This window comes from Streptococcus macedonicus ACA-DC 198 (assembly GCA_000283635.1).
Classification (GTDB): Bacteria; Bacillota; Bacilli; order Lactobacillales; family Streptococcaceae; genus Streptococcus; species Streptococcus macedonicus.
On sequence record HE613569.1, the window covers coordinates 119392 to 136875 of the forward strand.

The 17484-nt window shown below is 38.1% G+C and carries 18 protein-coding genes; all 18 read left to right on the forward strand.

What is annotated here, in order from left to right; translation table 11 throughout:
• Positions 1 to 63: 63 nt before the first annotated feature.
• On the forward strand, positions 64 to 459 hold the full coding sequence (locus SMA_RS00815) for a single-stranded DNA-binding protein (protein WP_014293786.1): 396 nt from the start codon (positions 64 to 66) through the stop codon (positions 457 to 459).
• A gap of 149 nt (positions 460 to 608) precedes the next feature.
• On the forward strand, positions 609 to 1652 hold the full coding sequence (locus SMA_RS00820; RefSeq protein WP_014293787.1) for a YeeE/YedE family protein: 1044 nt from the start codon (positions 609 to 611) through the stop codon (positions 1650 to 1652).
• Positions 1653 to 1654: 2 nt separating this feature from the next.
• Complete coding sequence (locus tag SMA_RS00825) at positions 1655 to 1882, forward strand: sulfurtransferase TusA family protein (protein ID WP_014293788.1); 228 nt, start codon at positions 1655 to 1657, stop codon at positions 1880 to 1882.
• 127 nt (positions 1883 to 2009) lie between these two features.
• Positions 2010 to 2816 (forward strand): Cof-type HAD-IIB family hydrolase, encoded by an 807-nt coding sequence (locus tag SMA_RS00830; protein ID WP_014293789.1) that lies wholly within the window; start codon positions 2010 to 2012, stop codon positions 2814 to 2816.
• A gap of 153 nt (positions 2817 to 2969) precedes the next feature.
• Positions 2970 to 3935 carry a sugar ABC transporter substrate-binding protein gene (locus SMA_RS00835; RefSeq protein WP_014293790.1) on the forward strand — a complete coding sequence of 322 codons (966 nt, stop codon included), beginning with the start codon at positions 2970 to 2972 and terminating at the stop codon, positions 3933 to 3935.
• Positions 3926 to 5251: a sensor histidine kinase gene (locus SMA_RS00840; protein WP_448169449.1), complete on the forward strand. Its 1326-nt coding sequence runs from the start codon at positions 3926 to 3928 to the stop codon at positions 5249 to 5251. Before SMA_RS00835 ends, SMA_RS00840 begins: the two co-directional genes overlap by 10 nt.
• On the forward strand, positions 5248 to 5931 hold the full coding sequence (locus SMA_RS00845; RefSeq protein ID WP_014293792.1) for a response regulator transcription factor: 684 nt from the start codon (positions 5248 to 5250) through the stop codon (positions 5929 to 5931). Before SMA_RS00840 ends, SMA_RS00845 begins: the two co-directional genes overlap by 4 nt.
• Positions 5924 to 7228: an ABC transporter substrate-binding protein gene (locus SMA_RS00850; protein ID WP_014293793.1), complete on the forward strand. Its 1305-nt coding sequence runs from the start codon at positions 5924 to 5926 to the stop codon at positions 7226 to 7228. The genes SMA_RS00845 and SMA_RS00850 overlap by 8 nt, the downstream gene beginning before the upstream one ends.
• Positions 7229 to 7395: 167 nt before the next feature.
• Positions 7396 to 7824, forward strand: a complete 429-nt coding sequence (locus SMA_RS00855) for a PTS sugar transporter subunit IIA (protein ID WP_014293794.1) — start codon at positions 7396 to 7398, stop codon at positions 7822 to 7824.
• 18 nt (positions 7825 to 7842) lie between these two features.
• On the forward strand, positions 7843 to 8337 hold the full coding sequence (locus tag SMA_RS00860) for a PTS sugar transporter subunit IIB (RefSeq protein WP_014293795.1): 495 nt from the start codon (positions 7843 to 7845) through the stop codon (positions 8335 to 8337).
• Positions 8338 to 8548: 211 nt separating this feature from the next.
• Complete coding sequence (locus SMA_RS00865; protein WP_014293796.1) at positions 8549 to 9397, forward strand: PTS mannose/fructose/sorbose/N-acetylgalactosamine transporter subunit IIC; 849 nt, start codon at positions 8549 to 8551, stop codon at positions 9395 to 9397.
• A 1-nt stretch (position 9398) separates the two neighbouring features.
• Complete coding sequence (locus SMA_RS00870; RefSeq protein WP_014293797.1) at positions 9399 to 10232, forward strand: PTS system mannose/fructose/sorbose family transporter subunit IID; 834 nt, start codon at positions 9399 to 9401, stop codon at positions 10230 to 10232.
• Positions 10233 to 10259: 27 nt separating this feature from the next.
• Positions 10260 to 10544, forward strand: coding sequence for a PTS fructose transporter subunit IA (locus SMA_RS00875; RefSeq protein WP_014293798.1), 285 nt, complete (start codon positions 10260 to 10262; stop codon positions 10542 to 10544).
• A gap of 596 nt (positions 10545 to 11140) precedes the next feature.
• A complete protein-coding gene (locus SMA_RS00880) occupies positions 11141 to 13117 on the forward strand; it encodes an ABC transporter substrate binding protein (RefSeq protein WP_014293799.1) in 1977 nt (658 codons plus the stop codon).
• Positions 13117 to 13920 carry an ABC transporter ATP-binding protein gene (locus SMA_RS00885; RefSeq protein WP_014293800.1) on the forward strand — a complete coding sequence of 268 codons (804 nt, stop codon included), beginning with the start codon at positions 13117 to 13119 and terminating at the stop codon, positions 13918 to 13920. Before SMA_RS00880 ends, SMA_RS00885 begins: the two co-directional genes overlap by 1 nt.
• Before the next feature lie 209 nt (positions 13921 to 14129).
• Entirely contained in the window at positions 14130 to 14414 is a 285-nt protein-coding gene (gene groES / locus SMA_RS00890) for a co-chaperone GroES (RefSeq protein WP_014293801.1), read from the forward strand.
• Between the two features lie 65 nt (positions 14415 to 14479).
• A complete protein-coding gene (groL, locus tag SMA_RS00895) occupies positions 14480 to 16108 on the forward strand; it encodes a chaperonin GroEL (RefSeq protein WP_014293802.1) in 1629 nt (542 codons plus the stop codon).
• A gap of 165 nt (positions 16109 to 16273) precedes the next feature.
• Positions 16274 to 17179, forward strand: a complete 906-nt coding sequence (locus tag SMA_RS00900) for a helix-turn-helix domain-containing protein (protein ID WP_014293803.1) — start codon at positions 16274 to 16276, stop codon at positions 17177 to 17179.
• The last annotated feature ends 305 nt before the right edge of the window (positions 17180 to 17484 follow it).

Consider the following 17484-nt stretch of genomic DNA (forward strand, 5'->3'; position numbering starts at 1 on the left):
AAAATTTCATTTTTTAAGTAGATTAACAACTTCTTTTTCGAATAATAAGATAAGGAGGTAATGATGTACAATAAAGTTATTATGATTGGTCGTTTGACAGCGCAGCCTGAGCTTGTGACGACTTCAAATGAGAAATCTGTTACACGTGTAACACTAGCAGTCAACCGCCGTTTTAAATCGCAAAATGGTGAGCGTGAGACTGATTTTATTTCAGTTGTGGTTTGGGGACGTTTGGCAGAAACTCTTGTTTCTTATGCTGGAAAAGGAAGTCTGATTTCGATTGATGGCGAGCTTCGCACACGTAAATATGAAAAAGATGGTCACACGAATTATGTGACAGAAGTGCTTTGCCATTCTTTCCAACTTTTAGAAAGCCGTGCCCAACGTGACATGCGAGAAAATAATGTGGCAAACGACCTCGCTGATTTAGTTTTGGAAGAGGAAGAATTACCGTTTTAACCAACCCAAGCTCGAGTCAGTTTTTGACTTGGGCTTTTTTTGTTATTTAGTGAGATAAATTTTTCTTATATTTGGTCATAAGAAAAATAGATTAGGCAATTACATTGAAACATGTTAATCTAATCGTATCATTAATTCGGAGATAATAAATGCTTTTAAAAATAATTTCAGGTGGTCTTGTAGGTATTGCCTTTGGATTTGTCTTGCAACGTACACGGTTCTGTATGACAGGTGGCTTTAGAGATATGTATATTGCCAAAAATAATACTTTATTCTACGCGTTTTTAATAGCAATCACGGTAGAAAGCGTTGGTGTTCTTAGTCTAATTAAGTTGGGAATTGTTTCCTCTCCTTATGAGGATTACTCAGTGCTGGGGGCGATTATAGGATCTTATTTGTTTGGGATTGGTATTGTGTTAGCAGGTGGTTGTGCTACAGGAACTTGGTATCGTGCAGCTGAAGGATTAATAGGTAGTTGGGTGGCCTTATTTTTCTATATGTTAAGTGCAGCAAGTATGAAGTACGGTGCTTTACAATTTTTAAATCAAGCAATTTCAAAATACTGGGTAGCTAACGATAATTTAGCAGGGCAATTAGGTATTTCGGTGTGGTATTTTGTTTTACTTTTAGTCATTATAACAATACTTTTAGTAATCAGAGAATTGAATAAACCTAAAAAGATTGTTGCTACTCTTGCTCCCAAATATAAAGGAATTCGACATTTGCTTTTTGAAAAGCAATATCATAAGTTTTGGGTTGGATTCGTCATTGGTTTGATTGCTCTTATAGCATGGCCAGCAAGTGAGTTTACTGGACGTACAGGTGGTTTGGGTATTACAACACCTTCTGCTAATCTTATTAGTTATGTTGCGACTGGTGATATTAATTTACTTAATTGGGGAGTCTTTCTTATTTTGGGAATATTCCTAGGATCTTATATTGCTGCTCGAGGTGCTGGAGAATTCCGATGGCGTCTTCCTGATATAAAAACTATTAGGAAGAGCACTGTTGGTGGTATTCTTATGGGAATAGGTGCTTCTTGGGCAGGGGGATGTACGATTGGAAATGGTTTAACAGCGACAGCAGTCATCTCTAGCAAAGGTTGGATTGCTTTGCCTTTAACTATTCTTGGAGTATGGACTGCATCTTATTTTATATTTGTTAAGCCAAATAAATATTTGAAAGGAGAGTAGTTATGGCTGTGGTAGAACTTGAAACGGGTGGATTAGTGTGTCCTTTTCCATTGATTGATGCTAAAAACAAGATGAAAGAATTATCTATTGGTGATGAACTTCTTATTAAGTTTGATTGTACACAAGCAACGGAGAGTATTCCAAATTGGGCAGCAGAGAATAGCTACCCTGTTACGCGTTTTGAACAAGTTGGTCAAGCTTCATGGGAGATTGTTGTTCAAAAACAGTAACTAATTTTTTAACTAACCCAAGCTCGAGTCAGTTTTTGACTTGGGCTTTTTTGTTATTATCAGGAAATAGTTTTTGAAACCCTTTTCAAAAAGTGCTATACTGGGAGAAAATAGGAGGAAAAGGACAATGGTAAAAATAATTTTTAGTGATATTGACGGCACTCTTATTAATGATGCCTTGAAAGTGACGCCTAGGACACGCCAAGCCCTTCGTCATGCTGTTGATGCAGGTATTTTATTTGTTCCAGTTTCGGCGCGTATGCCAGAGGCGATTAAGCCAATTTTGACAGATTTTTTACCTGATGTACCCATGATTTCCTATAATGGTGCTTTTATTCAAGATGAAAATGGTCAAGTGATTGATAGTTGCCCTATGAGCCCCCAAGCAGCGCAAGCCATTTGCCAGTATTTAGAAAAAGAAGTTTCAGAGGTTGCTTGGAATGTCTACAGTGGCGAAAAGTGGTTGTCGCAAAATCGAATGAATAAATGGATTTCTCGTGAGGAAGAAGTTGTTGGACTGGTTTCTCAGGAGGCGGATTTGGAGACAATTGGGCATTTGTCTGAAGTTCATAAACTGCTTTTGATGGGAGAGCCAGAGAAAATGGTTACCTTGGAAGAAAAGTTAAAAGAACTCTATCCTGGCTTGTCGATTGCACGTTCGTTGCCGTATTACATAGAAGTGATGGCAAACGGCATTCAAAAAGGACGCGCAGTTAGCCTATTAGCCGACCATTATGGTGTTGATACGTCTGAAACCTTAGCATTTGGTGATAATTTTAACGACCTAGACATGCTGGAAGTTGCAGGTGAGGCATATGTCATGGCAAATGCTCCGCAGGAAGTTAAGGAGCGTGTTGGACACGTAACAGCCAGTCACAATCATGATGGAATTGCCTTAGTTCTAGAAAAACTTGGCATAAGTAGTTTCGAATAAATGGAGTATAAAAAACACCTGCGGGTGTTTTTAAAATTCGTTAGATAGAATGAGGGGCTATTTCTGACTGAATTGTCTGTACAATTTAAACGTGTTATAATTAAGGCGAATATAGCTATCAGTGGTCTCTTGGTTTTATTGAAAAGGTATGAGATGAAAAAAAGGAAATATGTCGGTGTTTTGGTAATCGCTTTTATTTGGGTTCTTGCCATTATGGGAGTTTATTGGAACTATAAAATGGTTCCTTCAAATGAAAATCAGGTTAAGATTGGTGCGACCTACATGACCATGAACAATGATTTTTACAAGGTATTAAACAACGAGGTTGAAAAAATTGTTGAGGAAAATAATGATATTTTGTACACTAGAGACCCTGTTTTGGACATTGATAAACAAACGCAACAGGTTGAATCGTTTATTGAAAAGGGTGTTAATATCATTATCATCAATCCTGTTGATGCAAACAGTCAAAAATTAATAAAAGCTTTGAAGAAAGCGAAAAGAGCTGGGATAAAAATTGTTGTTGTCGATAGTCAACTATCAGATGATTCTTCAGTAGATACGACGATTGTATCGGATAATTATCAAGCTGGTGTTTTATGCGCTCAAAATTTAATGCAGACGCAGTCAAGTGCCAAAATTTTGTTATTGGAACATCAAAATGCAGTATCAGCAGTAGATCGTATCAATGGATTTTTAGATACGATTGAAGGAAATGATGCCTATCAAGTGGTTGACCGCAAGGATTGCCTAGGGCAAACCGAAATAGCGATGCCGCAAGTGGAATCGGTCATCGCTTCAGGGGTCGAATTTGACACGGTGATGGCGATTAATGACCAAGTGGCTATCGGAGCTTTGGCTGCAATTGAAAATTCAAATGTGACAACATCGATTAAAATCTATGGTGTAGATGGTTCGCCAGATATGAAAAATTTATTGGCAACGACGAGTTCAATTCAAGCAACAGTAGCTCAATCGCCGTTAACAATCGGTAAACGAGCGATTCAGGCGGGTTACTCTCTATATCACAACAAATCAGTAGATAAGGAAATTGTCATTCCAGTTGAATTTATGACTAGTGAGAACGTTTCTGACTTTGATTTAGCGGGGTGGCAATGATGAAAGCTTTGAAAAATATTGATTTTGCAAAACGTGACCTGATTATTATTAATTTCTTGGCGGTGTTATTTTATAGCTCAGTTTATTTGTCAGCTACAAAGTACATTATTGACAATGGTTTGAGTCGTTCTTTATTAGAAGAAATTAGCGTCATTCCAAGTTCACCAGAGCGAATTTTTTGGTTGTCAAATCTCTTTTTTGCAGGGCTTTTACTTGTTATTTATATAAGAAATCAAAAGTTTAAAAAAGGGACAACGGCGCGTGATTGGTTTGCGATTTTTGAGGTGCTCTTGTTGTTAGCTACCTTTGTAGCGCTGCAATTTTCCTATAACGGTTTAATTTTGCTTGTTTTTATGGATATCTTTTTCTCTTACACGGATTTTTATACGTTTCGTGAGAAAAAGTCATGGTTGCTCTTTATTGTTGCTAGTTTCGGTGCGCTTTTGCTGTCAAATTATGACGTCTTGTCGCTTTTGATTAGAACGCCCGATTTGGATGTTTATATCGGATTTTTCCCTACAAGCACGCGTTTAGTGATTCTTTTCATCAAAAATTGTCTGGTATCGCTAAATATCATCATTTTCATTATTTCTTTAGTGACTTACATTGTTTATTCGGTGACTGAAAACCATAAGATTGAGGAAGAATTGCTCATGGCTTCGCAGGCAAATACGCGTTTGAAAGAATACATGGCGGTGTCTGAAAAAATTACTGAGGATAGGGAACGCAGGCGTATTGCGCGTGAAATTCACGATACTATTGGTCATGCCTTGACAGGCATTTCTGCGGGAATTGATGCGGTGATTGTCTTGATTGACCTTGACCCAAATGACGCTAAAAAGCAATTAACCAATGTTTCCAACGTTGTGCGAGAAGGGATTGTTGATGTTAGGCGCTCGCTGAATAAAATGCGTCCAGGTGCTCTGGAAAACCACAGTTTAAAAGACGCTATTGAAAAAATGCTTGTCGAGTATCAAGAATTATCGCATTTGCAGATTGATTTGAATTATCAGTGGGACAATATTGATTTTGACAAAACAAAAGAAGATGTCATTTTCCGTGTCATTCAAGAATCTGTGACCAATTCTTTGCGTCATGGACGAGCAACTGAAATTAAGATTAGTATGCTAAATGAAGATGATTACGTTTTGTTCATTAAAGATAATGGAGTGGGGAGCAAAACGATTCAATACGGTTTTGGGTTGACCCAAATGACGGAACGTTTAGCCATTATTGGTGGTCGTGTCCAATTTTCAGGTGAGGATGGTTTTGCCACAACGATTCATATCCCTAAAATAAAAGGAGAAGAAGAATGATACGAGTATTAATTGCAGACGACCAAGAATTGATTAGACAGTCGTTAAAAATTGTCTTATCTGCCTATCCTGATATCGAAGTTGTTGGCGCGGTGAGTGATGGGACAGAGGTTTTGGAAGCTCTATCGACTAGCAAACCAGACGTGATTTTAATGGATATTCGTATGCCAAAAATGGACGGTGTTTTGTGTACTAAAGCTGTTAAAGAACATTTCACAAATACGAAGGTGATTATCCTAACGACTTTTGATGATGATGATTTTATTTATAGCGCTCTAAAATATGGTGCCAGTGGTTATTTGCTGAAGGGAACTTCGATGGATGAATTGCATGATGCGGTGGTGACGGTTAATGACGGACGTGCCATGCTAAATCCAGATATTGCCACAAAAGTTTTTAAACTTTTTTCACAAATGGCGCAATCAAACTTTGCTATCCAAGTTGATGATGCGCTAACGACTGATATTAGTAAAATGGAGTGGCGCATTATACAGCAGATTGGTTTTGGATTGTCCAATAAAGAAATTGCTGCCAAACTGTATCTGTCGGAAGGGACCGTTAGAAATTATCTATCTAACATCCTTTCTAAGTTGAATTTGCGTGACCGTACGCAGCTTGCTATTTGGGCGGTGCAGACAGGTGTCACCTTGAAATCATTTGAGGAAGATGACCATGACTAAACTCAAAAAATATTACAAATGGTTATTGCTACCGCTACTAGTAATTGTCGTTGGGAGTGCTGCTTTTATTTATCATCAAACACACCAGAAAATCATTTTAAAAATCGGCATTTATGCAGGAAGTAGCTGGGATGTGCCGAATGGAAATGATTATAAAGTCATTGATACTGCGATTTCGCGCTTTGAAAAATTGCACCCAAATGTCGAGGTGGTCTATGAGAGTGGTATTTCAAAGAATGATTATTCTGATTGGTTAACAGACCAGATTGTTGCAGGAACACAGCCAGATGTCTTTATCGTGCCAGAAGATGACTTTAACCTCTTGTCATCAACAGGTGCACTTGCTAAGTTGGATGAGCATATTAGTACGAGCTTTGATGATTCGATATTTTATGAATCCTCTTATAAGGCAGGAAATTATAATGATACGCAGTACGCTTTGCCATTTGAAAGCAATCCAACCATGATGTGTATTAATATTGACCTTTTGGAAAAAGAGGGAATTTCGATTCCAGATTCTGGGTGGACTTTAGAGGACTTTTACAATATTTGCAAGCAAGTGACTAAGGATACTGACGATGATGGGGTGATTGACCAGTATGGCTGTACAGGCTACACTTGGCAACAAGCTGTCGCTGCCTATGGTGCGAAGCTATTTAACACAACGGGAACGAAAGCTTATTTTGACAGTGATGACGTGAAAAATGCCCTTTCCTTGATTACGCAACTCAATGCCCTTAGTGGAAATTATGAGGTTACTTCACAAGACTTTGACGAAGGAAAGGTTGCTTTTTTGCCAATGACTTTGGCAGAATATCGCACTTATAAACCTTATCCTTATCATGTTGCGAAATATTCTAGATTCTCATGGTCTTGTGTGACAATGCCAGCAAGTAGTGAGGACGGCGATGCAACGCAAGTCGCAACATCGCTTTATGCCATGTCCTCAAAAAACAAACACCGTACCTTGGCGTGGGAATTTTTACAATTACTCTGTACCGATGAGGATATTCAACAATCAGTCTTTGATTATTCGCAAGGGGCATCTGTTTTGAAAAGTGTGATGCAAAGCGACGCCACGAAAGAAAAGCTAAAAAAAGATGGTTTTGGTTCAGATTCTTTGACGGTTTCAACATTGGATTCAATGCTTAGTCAGGGAATTACCCAGCCAACGTTTAAAACGTATAATACCGTACTGGAACAAGCAGACTATTTGATTACCAAATCCATTGCCAATAACAGTATCGAGACAGATTTGTTTACAATCCAAAAGACAATAGAAGACAGTTTGAAATAATCTTGATGACATCTGGAGAGTTTGACCTCCAGATGTTTTTGTTTGCTTTCAAAATGACAATTGTCACATTCGAGGTGATAATTGTCATCAAAAGAAAGTGACAAACGAGAGTGTGAAAACGCTTAATACATTGATAGAATAATAGACAGATAAGGAGAGAAAAAACTATGAAGTATTTACTACTGGTGAGTCATGGTGGTTTTGCAGAAGGTCTCAAAACTTCTTTGGCTATGTTCGCTGAAGATAAGATGGACCAGGTCATCGCTATCGGTCTAAAAAATGGCAAAACAGTTGATGACTTTGAAAAAGACTTCAGACAAGCTATTTCAGGTTTAACAGCTGACGATTCTGTTGTTGTTCTTGCTGATATTATTGGCGGTAGCCCTTTGACAACTGCTTGTAATATCTTGGACCAACTCGGAAAATTGGAAAATGCTGTTGTTTTAGGGGGTATGAATTTACCAATGGCAATTACCTCAGCAGTTATGAAAGATATGCTTGAGGGTGACGCTTTTGTTCAAGCTGTTTTGCCAGAAGCTCAAGTAGCTCTTCAAGAATTTAAAATCGCTTCAGATGATGAAGAAGACGACATTTAATTAAAAAGGAGATTAACAATGACTATATCATTTGTACGTATCGATGACCGCATGATTCACGGGCAAACTGTAACACGTTGGGCAAAAGAATACCCTTGTGACGGTTTGATTGCCGTAAACGATGCTGCTTCAAAAAACAAAGTTTTAACCCAAGCTTACAAAGGAGCTTCGGACAAAAAAACCTTTGTTTGGTCGGTAGATGCTTTTGGACAAAAATCTCAAAAAGTATTGGATTCTGATACGCGCTATTTTTTGATTACCAAGAATCCAATTGACATGAAAAAAATTCTGGTTGACCAAGGTTTTGTTCCTAGTGATGTAAAAGAAATTATCGTTGGTCCATGTAATGACCGACCAGGTGCTGTCAAACTTGGGAATAATCAATCTATCACCCAAGAAGAAGCAGATGCCCTTGAAGCAATTGAAAAAGCTGGATACAAAGTGAAATTCCAATTATTGCCAGATGTTTCAATCGGTTACTGGTCAGATTTCAAATCAAAATTTGGTTATTAATTTATTGTTACTTAGCAGCGAATAAAGTGAGTTGGCATAGTCATTTTTGATGCCAAAACTCGTTTGCGCTCTTTGTATCTTGTTAATTGAACACGAGCTGCGAGCTGTGTCAAAAAGATAGTTTCTCCTAGAGTCTAGCGACTCTTCGTCAAAACTCCTATTTTGCCTTTGCTTGCTGACGCTCTTTGTATCTTAGTGTAGGAGATGTATTATGACAATTTCTTGGTTTCAAGCAGCTTTGTTAGGGTTGTTTGCATGTTTGTCTTCAATGCCAGGGCTTGGTGGTACAACCATTGGTAACTATACGCTTGGTCGTCCTCTTGTCGGTGGTCTTGTCTGTGGACTTATTCTTGGCGATGTTAAAACAGGAATCATCTGCGGTGTTGCTATGCAGTTGGTTTACATTGCCCTTGTAACACCTGGTGGTACGGTTTCAGCCGACGTGCGTGCGGTTTCTTATATCGGTATTCCTTTGGCAATGGTAGCCATCCATTCTCAAGGTTTATCAGCTGATTCAGCTGATGCGGCTAACTTGGCTAAATCAATGGGTACGCTTGTTGGTACTGTCGGTACGGTTCTTTTCTACGGAACAGCAACCATGAACCTTATTTGGCAACACATTGGTTGGCGTGCGATAGAAAAAGGTCAATTTAGAAAACTTTATCAAGTTGATTGGCTCTATCCATGGGTATCACATTTTGTATTCTCATTTATCCCGACATTGGTAATGTGTAAACTTGGAGCGACTGCTGTTACAGCAATGAAAGATGCACTTCCAATGGATGGTATTCCAATGAAAACCCTCTTTACAGTAGGGGCTTTGTTACCATGTGTCGGAATTGCCATTCTTTTGAAACAAATTGTTGAAAAAGTGACTGACTTTATTCCATTCTTTGTTGGCTTCACTTTGGCAGCTTCACTTGGTTTGAATTTGGTATCATGTGCAGTGATTTCATTAATCTTTGCCGTATTATTCTACGAACTTGAAATGGCTAAAACTGTAAAAGCAACAGCCACAGCAGCTGATGATTTTGATGACGATGATGAGGAGGATATCTAAAATGGCTCAAAAGAAATTAACAAAGAAAACCTTGATGAAATCTTTCCATCATTGGTATTATGGTAACCTTACTTGCTTCTCACAAGAGCATATGCAAACATTTGGTTATTTGACATCAATGCTTCCAATCGTGGAAGAATTATATGATAACAAAGAAGATCAAGCACGTTCAATGCAAACTTACACAGCTTTCTTCAATACAGAACCTCAGCTTGGTTCACTCATTGTCGGAATCACAGCAGGTCTTGAAGAAGCGCGTGCTAATGGTTCTGAAGAAGTTGATGACGAAACCATTAACGGACTTCGTGCAGGGCTTATGGGACCTGTGGCTGGTATCGGTGACTCACTTGTTGTTGGAACTTTGATTCCAGTTATTTTAGGGATTGCCCTTGGTCTTTCCACTGGTGGCTCACCAATCGGTGCTGTTTTCTACATCGTCGTTTGGAACTTGTTAGCTTATCTGGGTATGAGATTTGCCTATTTCAAAGGTTATGAACTCGGTGATAAAGCCGTTGAATTTCTAGTTGGTGCTCAAGGTCAAGCCATTCGTAAAGCCGTTTCTATCGTCGGTGGTATGGTTGTCGGTGGCGTTGCTGCCACTTGGGTATCTGTCCAAACTTCATTCCAACTTGGTAGTGCCAAAAATCCGTACTTGGTTCTTCAAGATAAATTAGACGCCGTTTATCCAGGTTTGCTAACAGCAATCTTCATCGTCTTTTGCTGGTGGTTAATGGCTAAGAAAAACATCTCACCAATTAAAGTCATGCTACTACTCGTTGTTATTGCCTTTGTTGGTGTTCTCATTGGATTCTTCGATCCAGGTTTGTCTTACTAATTTATAGACTTCTAGAGGAGATATATCATGACAAAATCAGAACTTATCAGAGGTTATGAAACTGAAATAGCTTATCAAAAACACATGCTTGAAAATTTAGGTCGTTGGTTAACTTTACTTCTAGCAGTAACAAGTTTAGGATTTTTACTCATTTATTTCTTTAACAAACAAATCATTTTGCTAATCCTCGGTTTTGTCTTGATGATCCTTGGAAGTTTGGGCATGATAATCTTTGGTCACGGTATCTATCATGGCAAAAAAAATCTTGCCAAAGTTATTGACGATTTTGAAACAAAACTCCAATCATTTTAAATCAAAATGTGTAAACTCTTTTTAAAAACTATTCTGAAATAACAATACAAAAAATTACAATTACTTACTCAAACATTCAACATAAAAAGGTTTCTAGTACATAATCTCTTTGCTAGAGACTTTTTTTATAACTCTTTTTTCTGAATTTTAAAAATATATTGACAGAAAGCAAAAATAAGGGTAAACTGTAAACAATCAAAAACAATGACGGTAAGCCATGTGAATGTCTCATGGTTTACAACTTAACAGGAGGAAATATGCTGAAAAAGGCGTCTGTAATGACTGAAAAACTAAATCATTACTATTACTTTAGTTTCTTTAGATAGACGTTTGTAGCCAATCATGGATGCAAACGTCATACCGTTTGTATCTATGAAGCTAAAGCATTTTACTGTTGAGAAAAGCCGATTAGATACTTTGAGTTCTAATTGGCAAGTAAGATATGTTTTTACGCATGTATTGAAAACCAGTTAGACTTTTGATCCTAGCTGGTTTTATTTATTGTGGCTGATGTAGAACTAAGCAGTTCTAATATTGAAAAAAGTTTTCCAATCTCGACATCGAGATTGGGAGTAAGAAAAGCAGAGGTAAGTAGTATGAAAAGAAACATGACAGCTATTATGGCTTTGATGTTAGCTGTACTCACGTTATTTGGGTGTTCATTATCAAAAAGTACTAGCGACGATGTTGTCCATATTGGGATTCTTCAGTATGTTGAACATCAATCGCTAACAGCAGCTCGCAAGGGATTTGTGGATGAATTAAAAAAAGAAGGCTACGTTGACGGGGATAATATCGTCATTGATTATGAAAATGCACAAGGTGACCAGTCAAATTTACAAACCATTTCAACCAATTTGATTGCTAATAATGACCTTGTTTTAGGGATTGCAACACCAGCCGCACAGACATTGGCTAATCTATCAACCGATGTTCCAGTCTTGTTTACAGCAGTTACCGACCCAGTATCAGCAAAATTAGTTGATTCAATGGAGAACCCTGGGGGCATTGCAACAGGAACAAGTGACATGTCGCCTATTTCAAAACAGGTCGAATTATTGCAAAAAGTTATGCCGAATGTGAAAAAAGTTGGCATCATGTACACGACAAATGAACGTAATTCCGAAGTTCAAGTTGAAGAAGCAAAAGAAGTGTTTGCTAAGGCAGGTATCGAGGTCATTACCAAAGGTATCTCATCAACAAATGATGTTCAAGATACCGCTAAAAGCCTGATGAGCCAGACAGAAGTTTTATTTATCCCAACGGATAATATGATTGTTAGTGCTATCTCGCTCATTACACAATTATCGAAAGAAACAAAAATTCCAGTTGTCGGTGGTTCAGCAGATGTTGTGGAACAAGGTATCCTCTTTACATACGGTGCTAATTACGAAGCCCTTGGTCGTCAAACGGCAAAATTAGCTATTCGTATCCTTGAAGGTGAAAATGTTAGTGATGTTGCTGCGGAATATCCAGAGACACTAAACGTCGTTACCAATGATGAAATGGCTGAGACTTTAGGAATTGATTTAAGTAGTATTGAGAACGACACGACAGAATCGTCTTCTGATACGACCGAAACAAGCACATCAGCAAGCTCAAGCACAACGAAAACAAGTTCATCAAGCACGTCAACACAAACGTCAGATTCATCAAGTACGAACGGTTGGCTTGATATTGTTTTGTCGGCAATTTCACAAGGTCTTTTGTGGTCAATCATGGCAATTGGTGTCTTTATTACTTTCCGTATTTTAGATATTGCTGACCTCTCTGCCGAAGGCTCATTCCCACTCGGGGCAGCTTCAACAGCGATTATGATTGTCAATGGCATTAATCCATTAATTGCTACTATTGGTGGTTTTGTGGCAGGAATGATTGCTGGTGCGGTGTCTGGTTTCATGCACACCAAGATGAAAATTCCAGCTCTGTTAACAGGGATTATTACTCTTACGGCACTTTATTCTATCAATCTTTTGGTGCTAGGTAGTGCTAATGTTTCGTTAGCAGGTCAAGAAACACTCGTGACCTTAATGACGTCAGCACTTAACTTGTCGAAACTATATGCTGTGATTTTGATTGGTGTTATCTCTGTCACATTAGTCATTATCTTGCTGGTGGTTCTGTTAAATACGCAAGTCGGTCTCGCGCTTCGTGCAACAGGTGATAATATTGCTATGGGTGAAGCTAATGGTATCAAGGTTGACCGCATGAAGATTTTGGGTTACATGATTTCAAATGGTTTGATTGCCCTTGCTGGTTCACTTTTGGCGCAAAATAATGGCTACGCGGATATGAATATGGGAACAGGTACGATTGTTAATGGTTTGGCATCTATTATCCTTGCTGAAGTCATCGTGAAATACTTGCCACTTGGCAAACGTCTCTGGTCAATTGTCCTTGGTTCAATCTTATATCGTCTGGTGCTTGTTATCATTCTAGCCATGAATGTCGATGCACAAATGCTCAAATTAGCGTCAGCAATTCTGCTTGCTGTGATTCTCTATGTTCCAGAAATTCGCAACAAACTTCATATCAAACCCTCAAAAACATTAACTCCAGGAGGTGAAGATTAATGGCACTTTTAACATTATCAAATATTCATAAAACCTTTGAAAAAGGAACTGTTAACGAAAATCACGTTTTGCGTGGCTTAGATTTAGACATTGAACAAGGTAATTTCATCTCTGTCATTGGAGGAAATGGTGCTGGGAAATCAACACTTATGAATTCCATTGCAGGCGTCGTTGACATTGACAAAGGAGACATTCTTCTGGAAGGAGAATCTATTCGTAAAGCTTCTGTTGCCGCACGTTCAAAAGATATTAGCCGTGTATTCCAAGACCCACGAATGGGAACAGCAACCAATTTAATGATTGAAGAAAATATGGCAATTGCTTACCGTCGTGGTAAAAAGCGCAGCTTCTTCAAAAAATCTGTCACTGAACAAGAACGTGAATTGTTCAAAGAAACATTGACAGAACTTGGTTTAGGACTGGAAAATCGTATGAAAACAGATGCGGCTTTCTTATCAGGAGGGCAACGTCAAGCACTAACGCTTGCCATGGCAACCTTGGTGCGCCCCAAAATTCTTCTCTTAGATGAACACACAGCAGCCCTTGACCCAAAAACAAGTGACATGGTTATGCATTTAACGAAAAAAATCGTTGAAGAACAAGAGCTAACAACTTTAATGATTACCCATAATATGGAACACGCTATCGAGTATGGTAACCGTCTTATCATGCTTTATCATGGAAAAATCGTGGTTGACGTTCGCGGTGATGAAAAGAAAAATCTCACCGTTGCTCAACTCATGGACCTCTTCCATAAAAATAGCGGTCAAGCCCTAAATGACGACGCCCTAGTGCTGGGGTGATATAGATTAACTGAGCAAAATTGCTTCTACTATAAGAACGATTTCAGCTCGTTTTTTTTTTAAAAAATTAGTGTTTTTTTCTTGACTATTTTTGACTAAGTGTTAGAATATATCTTGTAGGGAATAGCAGTCGATGTATTAGAGTGCTAAAAAAGAATTTAGCTCTGCTATTTTCAAACAAAAATTAAGAGATAATTGGAGGGAAAAGTATGTTAAAACCATTAGGTGACCGTGTGGTCTTGAAAGTTGAAGAAGAAAAAGAGCAAACAGTTGGTGGCTTTGTCCTTGCTGGCGCAAGCAAAGAAAGAACTCAAGTAGCAACTGTTGTAGCAGTCGGTGACGGTGCTCGTACCTTGACAGGTGAACTGGTAGCGCCAAGTGTTGCAGCAGGTGATAAAGTCATTATTGAAAATGGTGTTGGAATTGAAGTTAAAGACGACGATAACACAGTAACTATCGTTCATGAAGCAGATATTTTGGCTATTCTAGCATAAGAGAAATTGTGCTATTAACGTTTATTTAGAAAATTTATCAATAAATAAAACGGAGGAAACTAATCATGGCAAAAGATATTAAATTTTCAGCAGATGCACGTGCAAGCATGATGCGTGGTGTGGATATTTTGGCAGATACCGTCAAAGTAACCTTAGGCCCTAAAGGTCGTAACGTGGTTCTTGAAAAATCATTTGGTTCACCACTTATCACAAATGATGGTGTGACAATTGCCAAAGAAATCGAATTAGAAGACCATTTTGAAAATATGGGAGCTAAACTTGTATCAGAAGTTGCTTCAAAAACAAACGACATCGCTGGTGACGGTACGACAACTGCCACAGTATTGACACAAGCTATCGTTCGTGAAGGTCTTAAAAACGTTACTGCGGGTGCAAACCCAATTGGTATCCGTCGTGGTATCGAATCAGCTGTCGCTGTTGCAGTTGACGAATTGAAAGCTATTGCTCAACCAGTTGCTAATAAAGAAGCGATTGCTCAAGTCGCTGCGGTTTCATCACGTTCTGAAAAAGTTGGTGAATACATTTCAGAAGCTATGGAAAAAGTTGGCAACGACGGTGTTATCACTATCGAAGAATCACGTGGTATGGAAACAGAACTTGACGTTGTTGAAGGTATGCAATTTGACCGTGGTTACCTTTCACAATACATGGTCACTGACAATGAAAAAATGGTTGCTGACCTTGAAAATCCATACATCTTGATTACAGATAAGAAAATCTCAAACATTCAAGACATTTTGCCACTTCTTGAAGAAGTGCTAAAAACTAGTCGTCCACTTCTTATTATTGCTGATGATGTTGACGGTGAAGCTCTTCCAACACTTGTGCTTAACAAAATTCGTGGTACTTTCAACGTTGTAGCTGTTAAGGCTCCTGGATTTGGTGACCGTCGTAAAGCAATGCTTGAAGATATTGCTGTTTTAACTGGTGGTACTGTCATCACAGAAGACCTTGGTCTTGATTTGAAAGATACCAACATTACAGCTCTTGGACAAGCTGCTAAAGTAACTGTTGATAAAGATAGTACAGTTATTGTTGAAGGAGCTGGTGAGGCTTCAGCTATCGCTAATCGTGTCAATGTGATTAAATCACAACTCGAAGCAACAACATCAGAATTTGACCGTGAAAAATTACAAGAACGTTTGGCTAAATTAACTGGTGGAGTAGCTGTTATCAAAGTTGGTGCAGCGACAGAAACAGAATTGAAAGAAATGAAATTGCGTATTGAAGATGCGCTTAATGCCACACGCGCTGCCGTTGAAGAAGGTATTGTTGCAGGTGGTGGTACAGCACTTGTCAATGTCATTTCAAAAGTTGCTGAACTTGAACTTGACGGTGATGAAGCAACAGGTCGTAATATTGTTCTTCGTGCTCTTGAAGAACCAGTTCGTCAAATTGCATTCAACGCTGGTTACGAAGGTTCAGTTATTATCGAACGCTTGAAAAACTCAGAAGTTGGTACAGGATTTAACGCTGCAAACGGTGAATGGGTAAATATGGTTGAAGCAGGTATCATTGACCCTGTTAAAGTAACACGTTCAGCCCTTCAAAATGCCGCATCAGTTGCAAGTCTTATTTTGACAACTGAAGCCGTTGTAGCTAATCATCCAAAACCAGCTGCACCAGCGCCAGCAGCTCCAGGCATGGACCCATCATTGATGGGTGGCTTCTAAGCTAGATAAATGCTTATTAAAAATGAAAACTCCTCAAATCCTGAGGAGTTTTCATTTACCTTGAAAGCAATGTCTTTATTTAAGAGTTTTATAACAAAATTTGATATAATAAGAAAAAGTATGGATAACGTGGAAAAGAGCTAGCGCTCATTATTATGGAGAAAAATGATATTGAACGAAAAAGAATTAATGAATTTAGGTGAACTTTATCGGGAACTCAGAGTGGCGCGTGGGTTAAAATTAAAAGATGTGGCACGTGGCAATTTGTCTCTTTCACAATTATCAAAATTTGAAAACGGGCAAACAATGTTAGCAGCTGATAAATTGTTAGTAGCTATTTCTGGGATTCACATGAGTTTCGCCGAGTTCGGGCACGCTTTAAATCATTATCAAGAAAGCCCCTTTTTTGCTGTTGGTAAACAGATTGCAAAATTACAGTTAAAGGGTGATGTTGAAGGATTAAAACAATTGCTGAACACTTTGGAAGATACGGAAACATTTGACACCCATAACCGACTAAATAGGATAGATGTCGCTAGCGCTATTCATTCACTAGACCCAAATTATGAAATCGCCGATGAGGACAAGAAGTTTTTGACAGACTATCTTTATGGTATAGAAGAATGGACGGAGTATGAACTGTACATTTTTGGAAATACAATGGCTATTTTGTCAGATGCAGATTTGATTTTCTTAGGGAAAGCTTTTGCAGAACGTGATAAGTTTTATTTATCATTACCGCAGCATAAAAAAACAGCAGAGCTAACCTTTTTAAATATCATTTTTGCGCTAATTGACCGCGAAGAGTTTTATTACACCACTTTTTTCATTGATAAACTGGAAAAATTATTAAATTATCAAGATATGTTTGCAATTGTTGTTTTAAATTTCTTAAGGCAAATTCTAGCTTATTTAAAAGGTGAAATAACAACGACCGAACCAATGGAAGAATATATTGAAATGGTAGAAAAACTAGGTAACCCTACAACTGCTTTGGTGTTAAGAGAACGGTTAGAAGAATTTTGCCTAAAAGACAAGAAAAGAGCAGATAAACAACCACCGCTAACCTAATAGTGGATAATTGTTATCTACTCTCCGTGTTCGGAAATAGTTGGCACTAATTAAAATGGCCAAATTCTAAAAGTTAGAAGAACAGCTGCTACAGCAATCAATTTTTTGAGCATAACATTACCTCCCTTTTCTATCCATTATAGAATAAATTAAGAAAAAAAACTAAGATTCTCAAATATGAAAAAAATATGTTTAAATTTTCATATTTGAGAATTTTTAATATTGGCAATTTTCTATGTTATATTATATTCATAAGTATTTTGATTAATGCTTAATGGAACCATGTCGTTCTTATATGTAAGAAG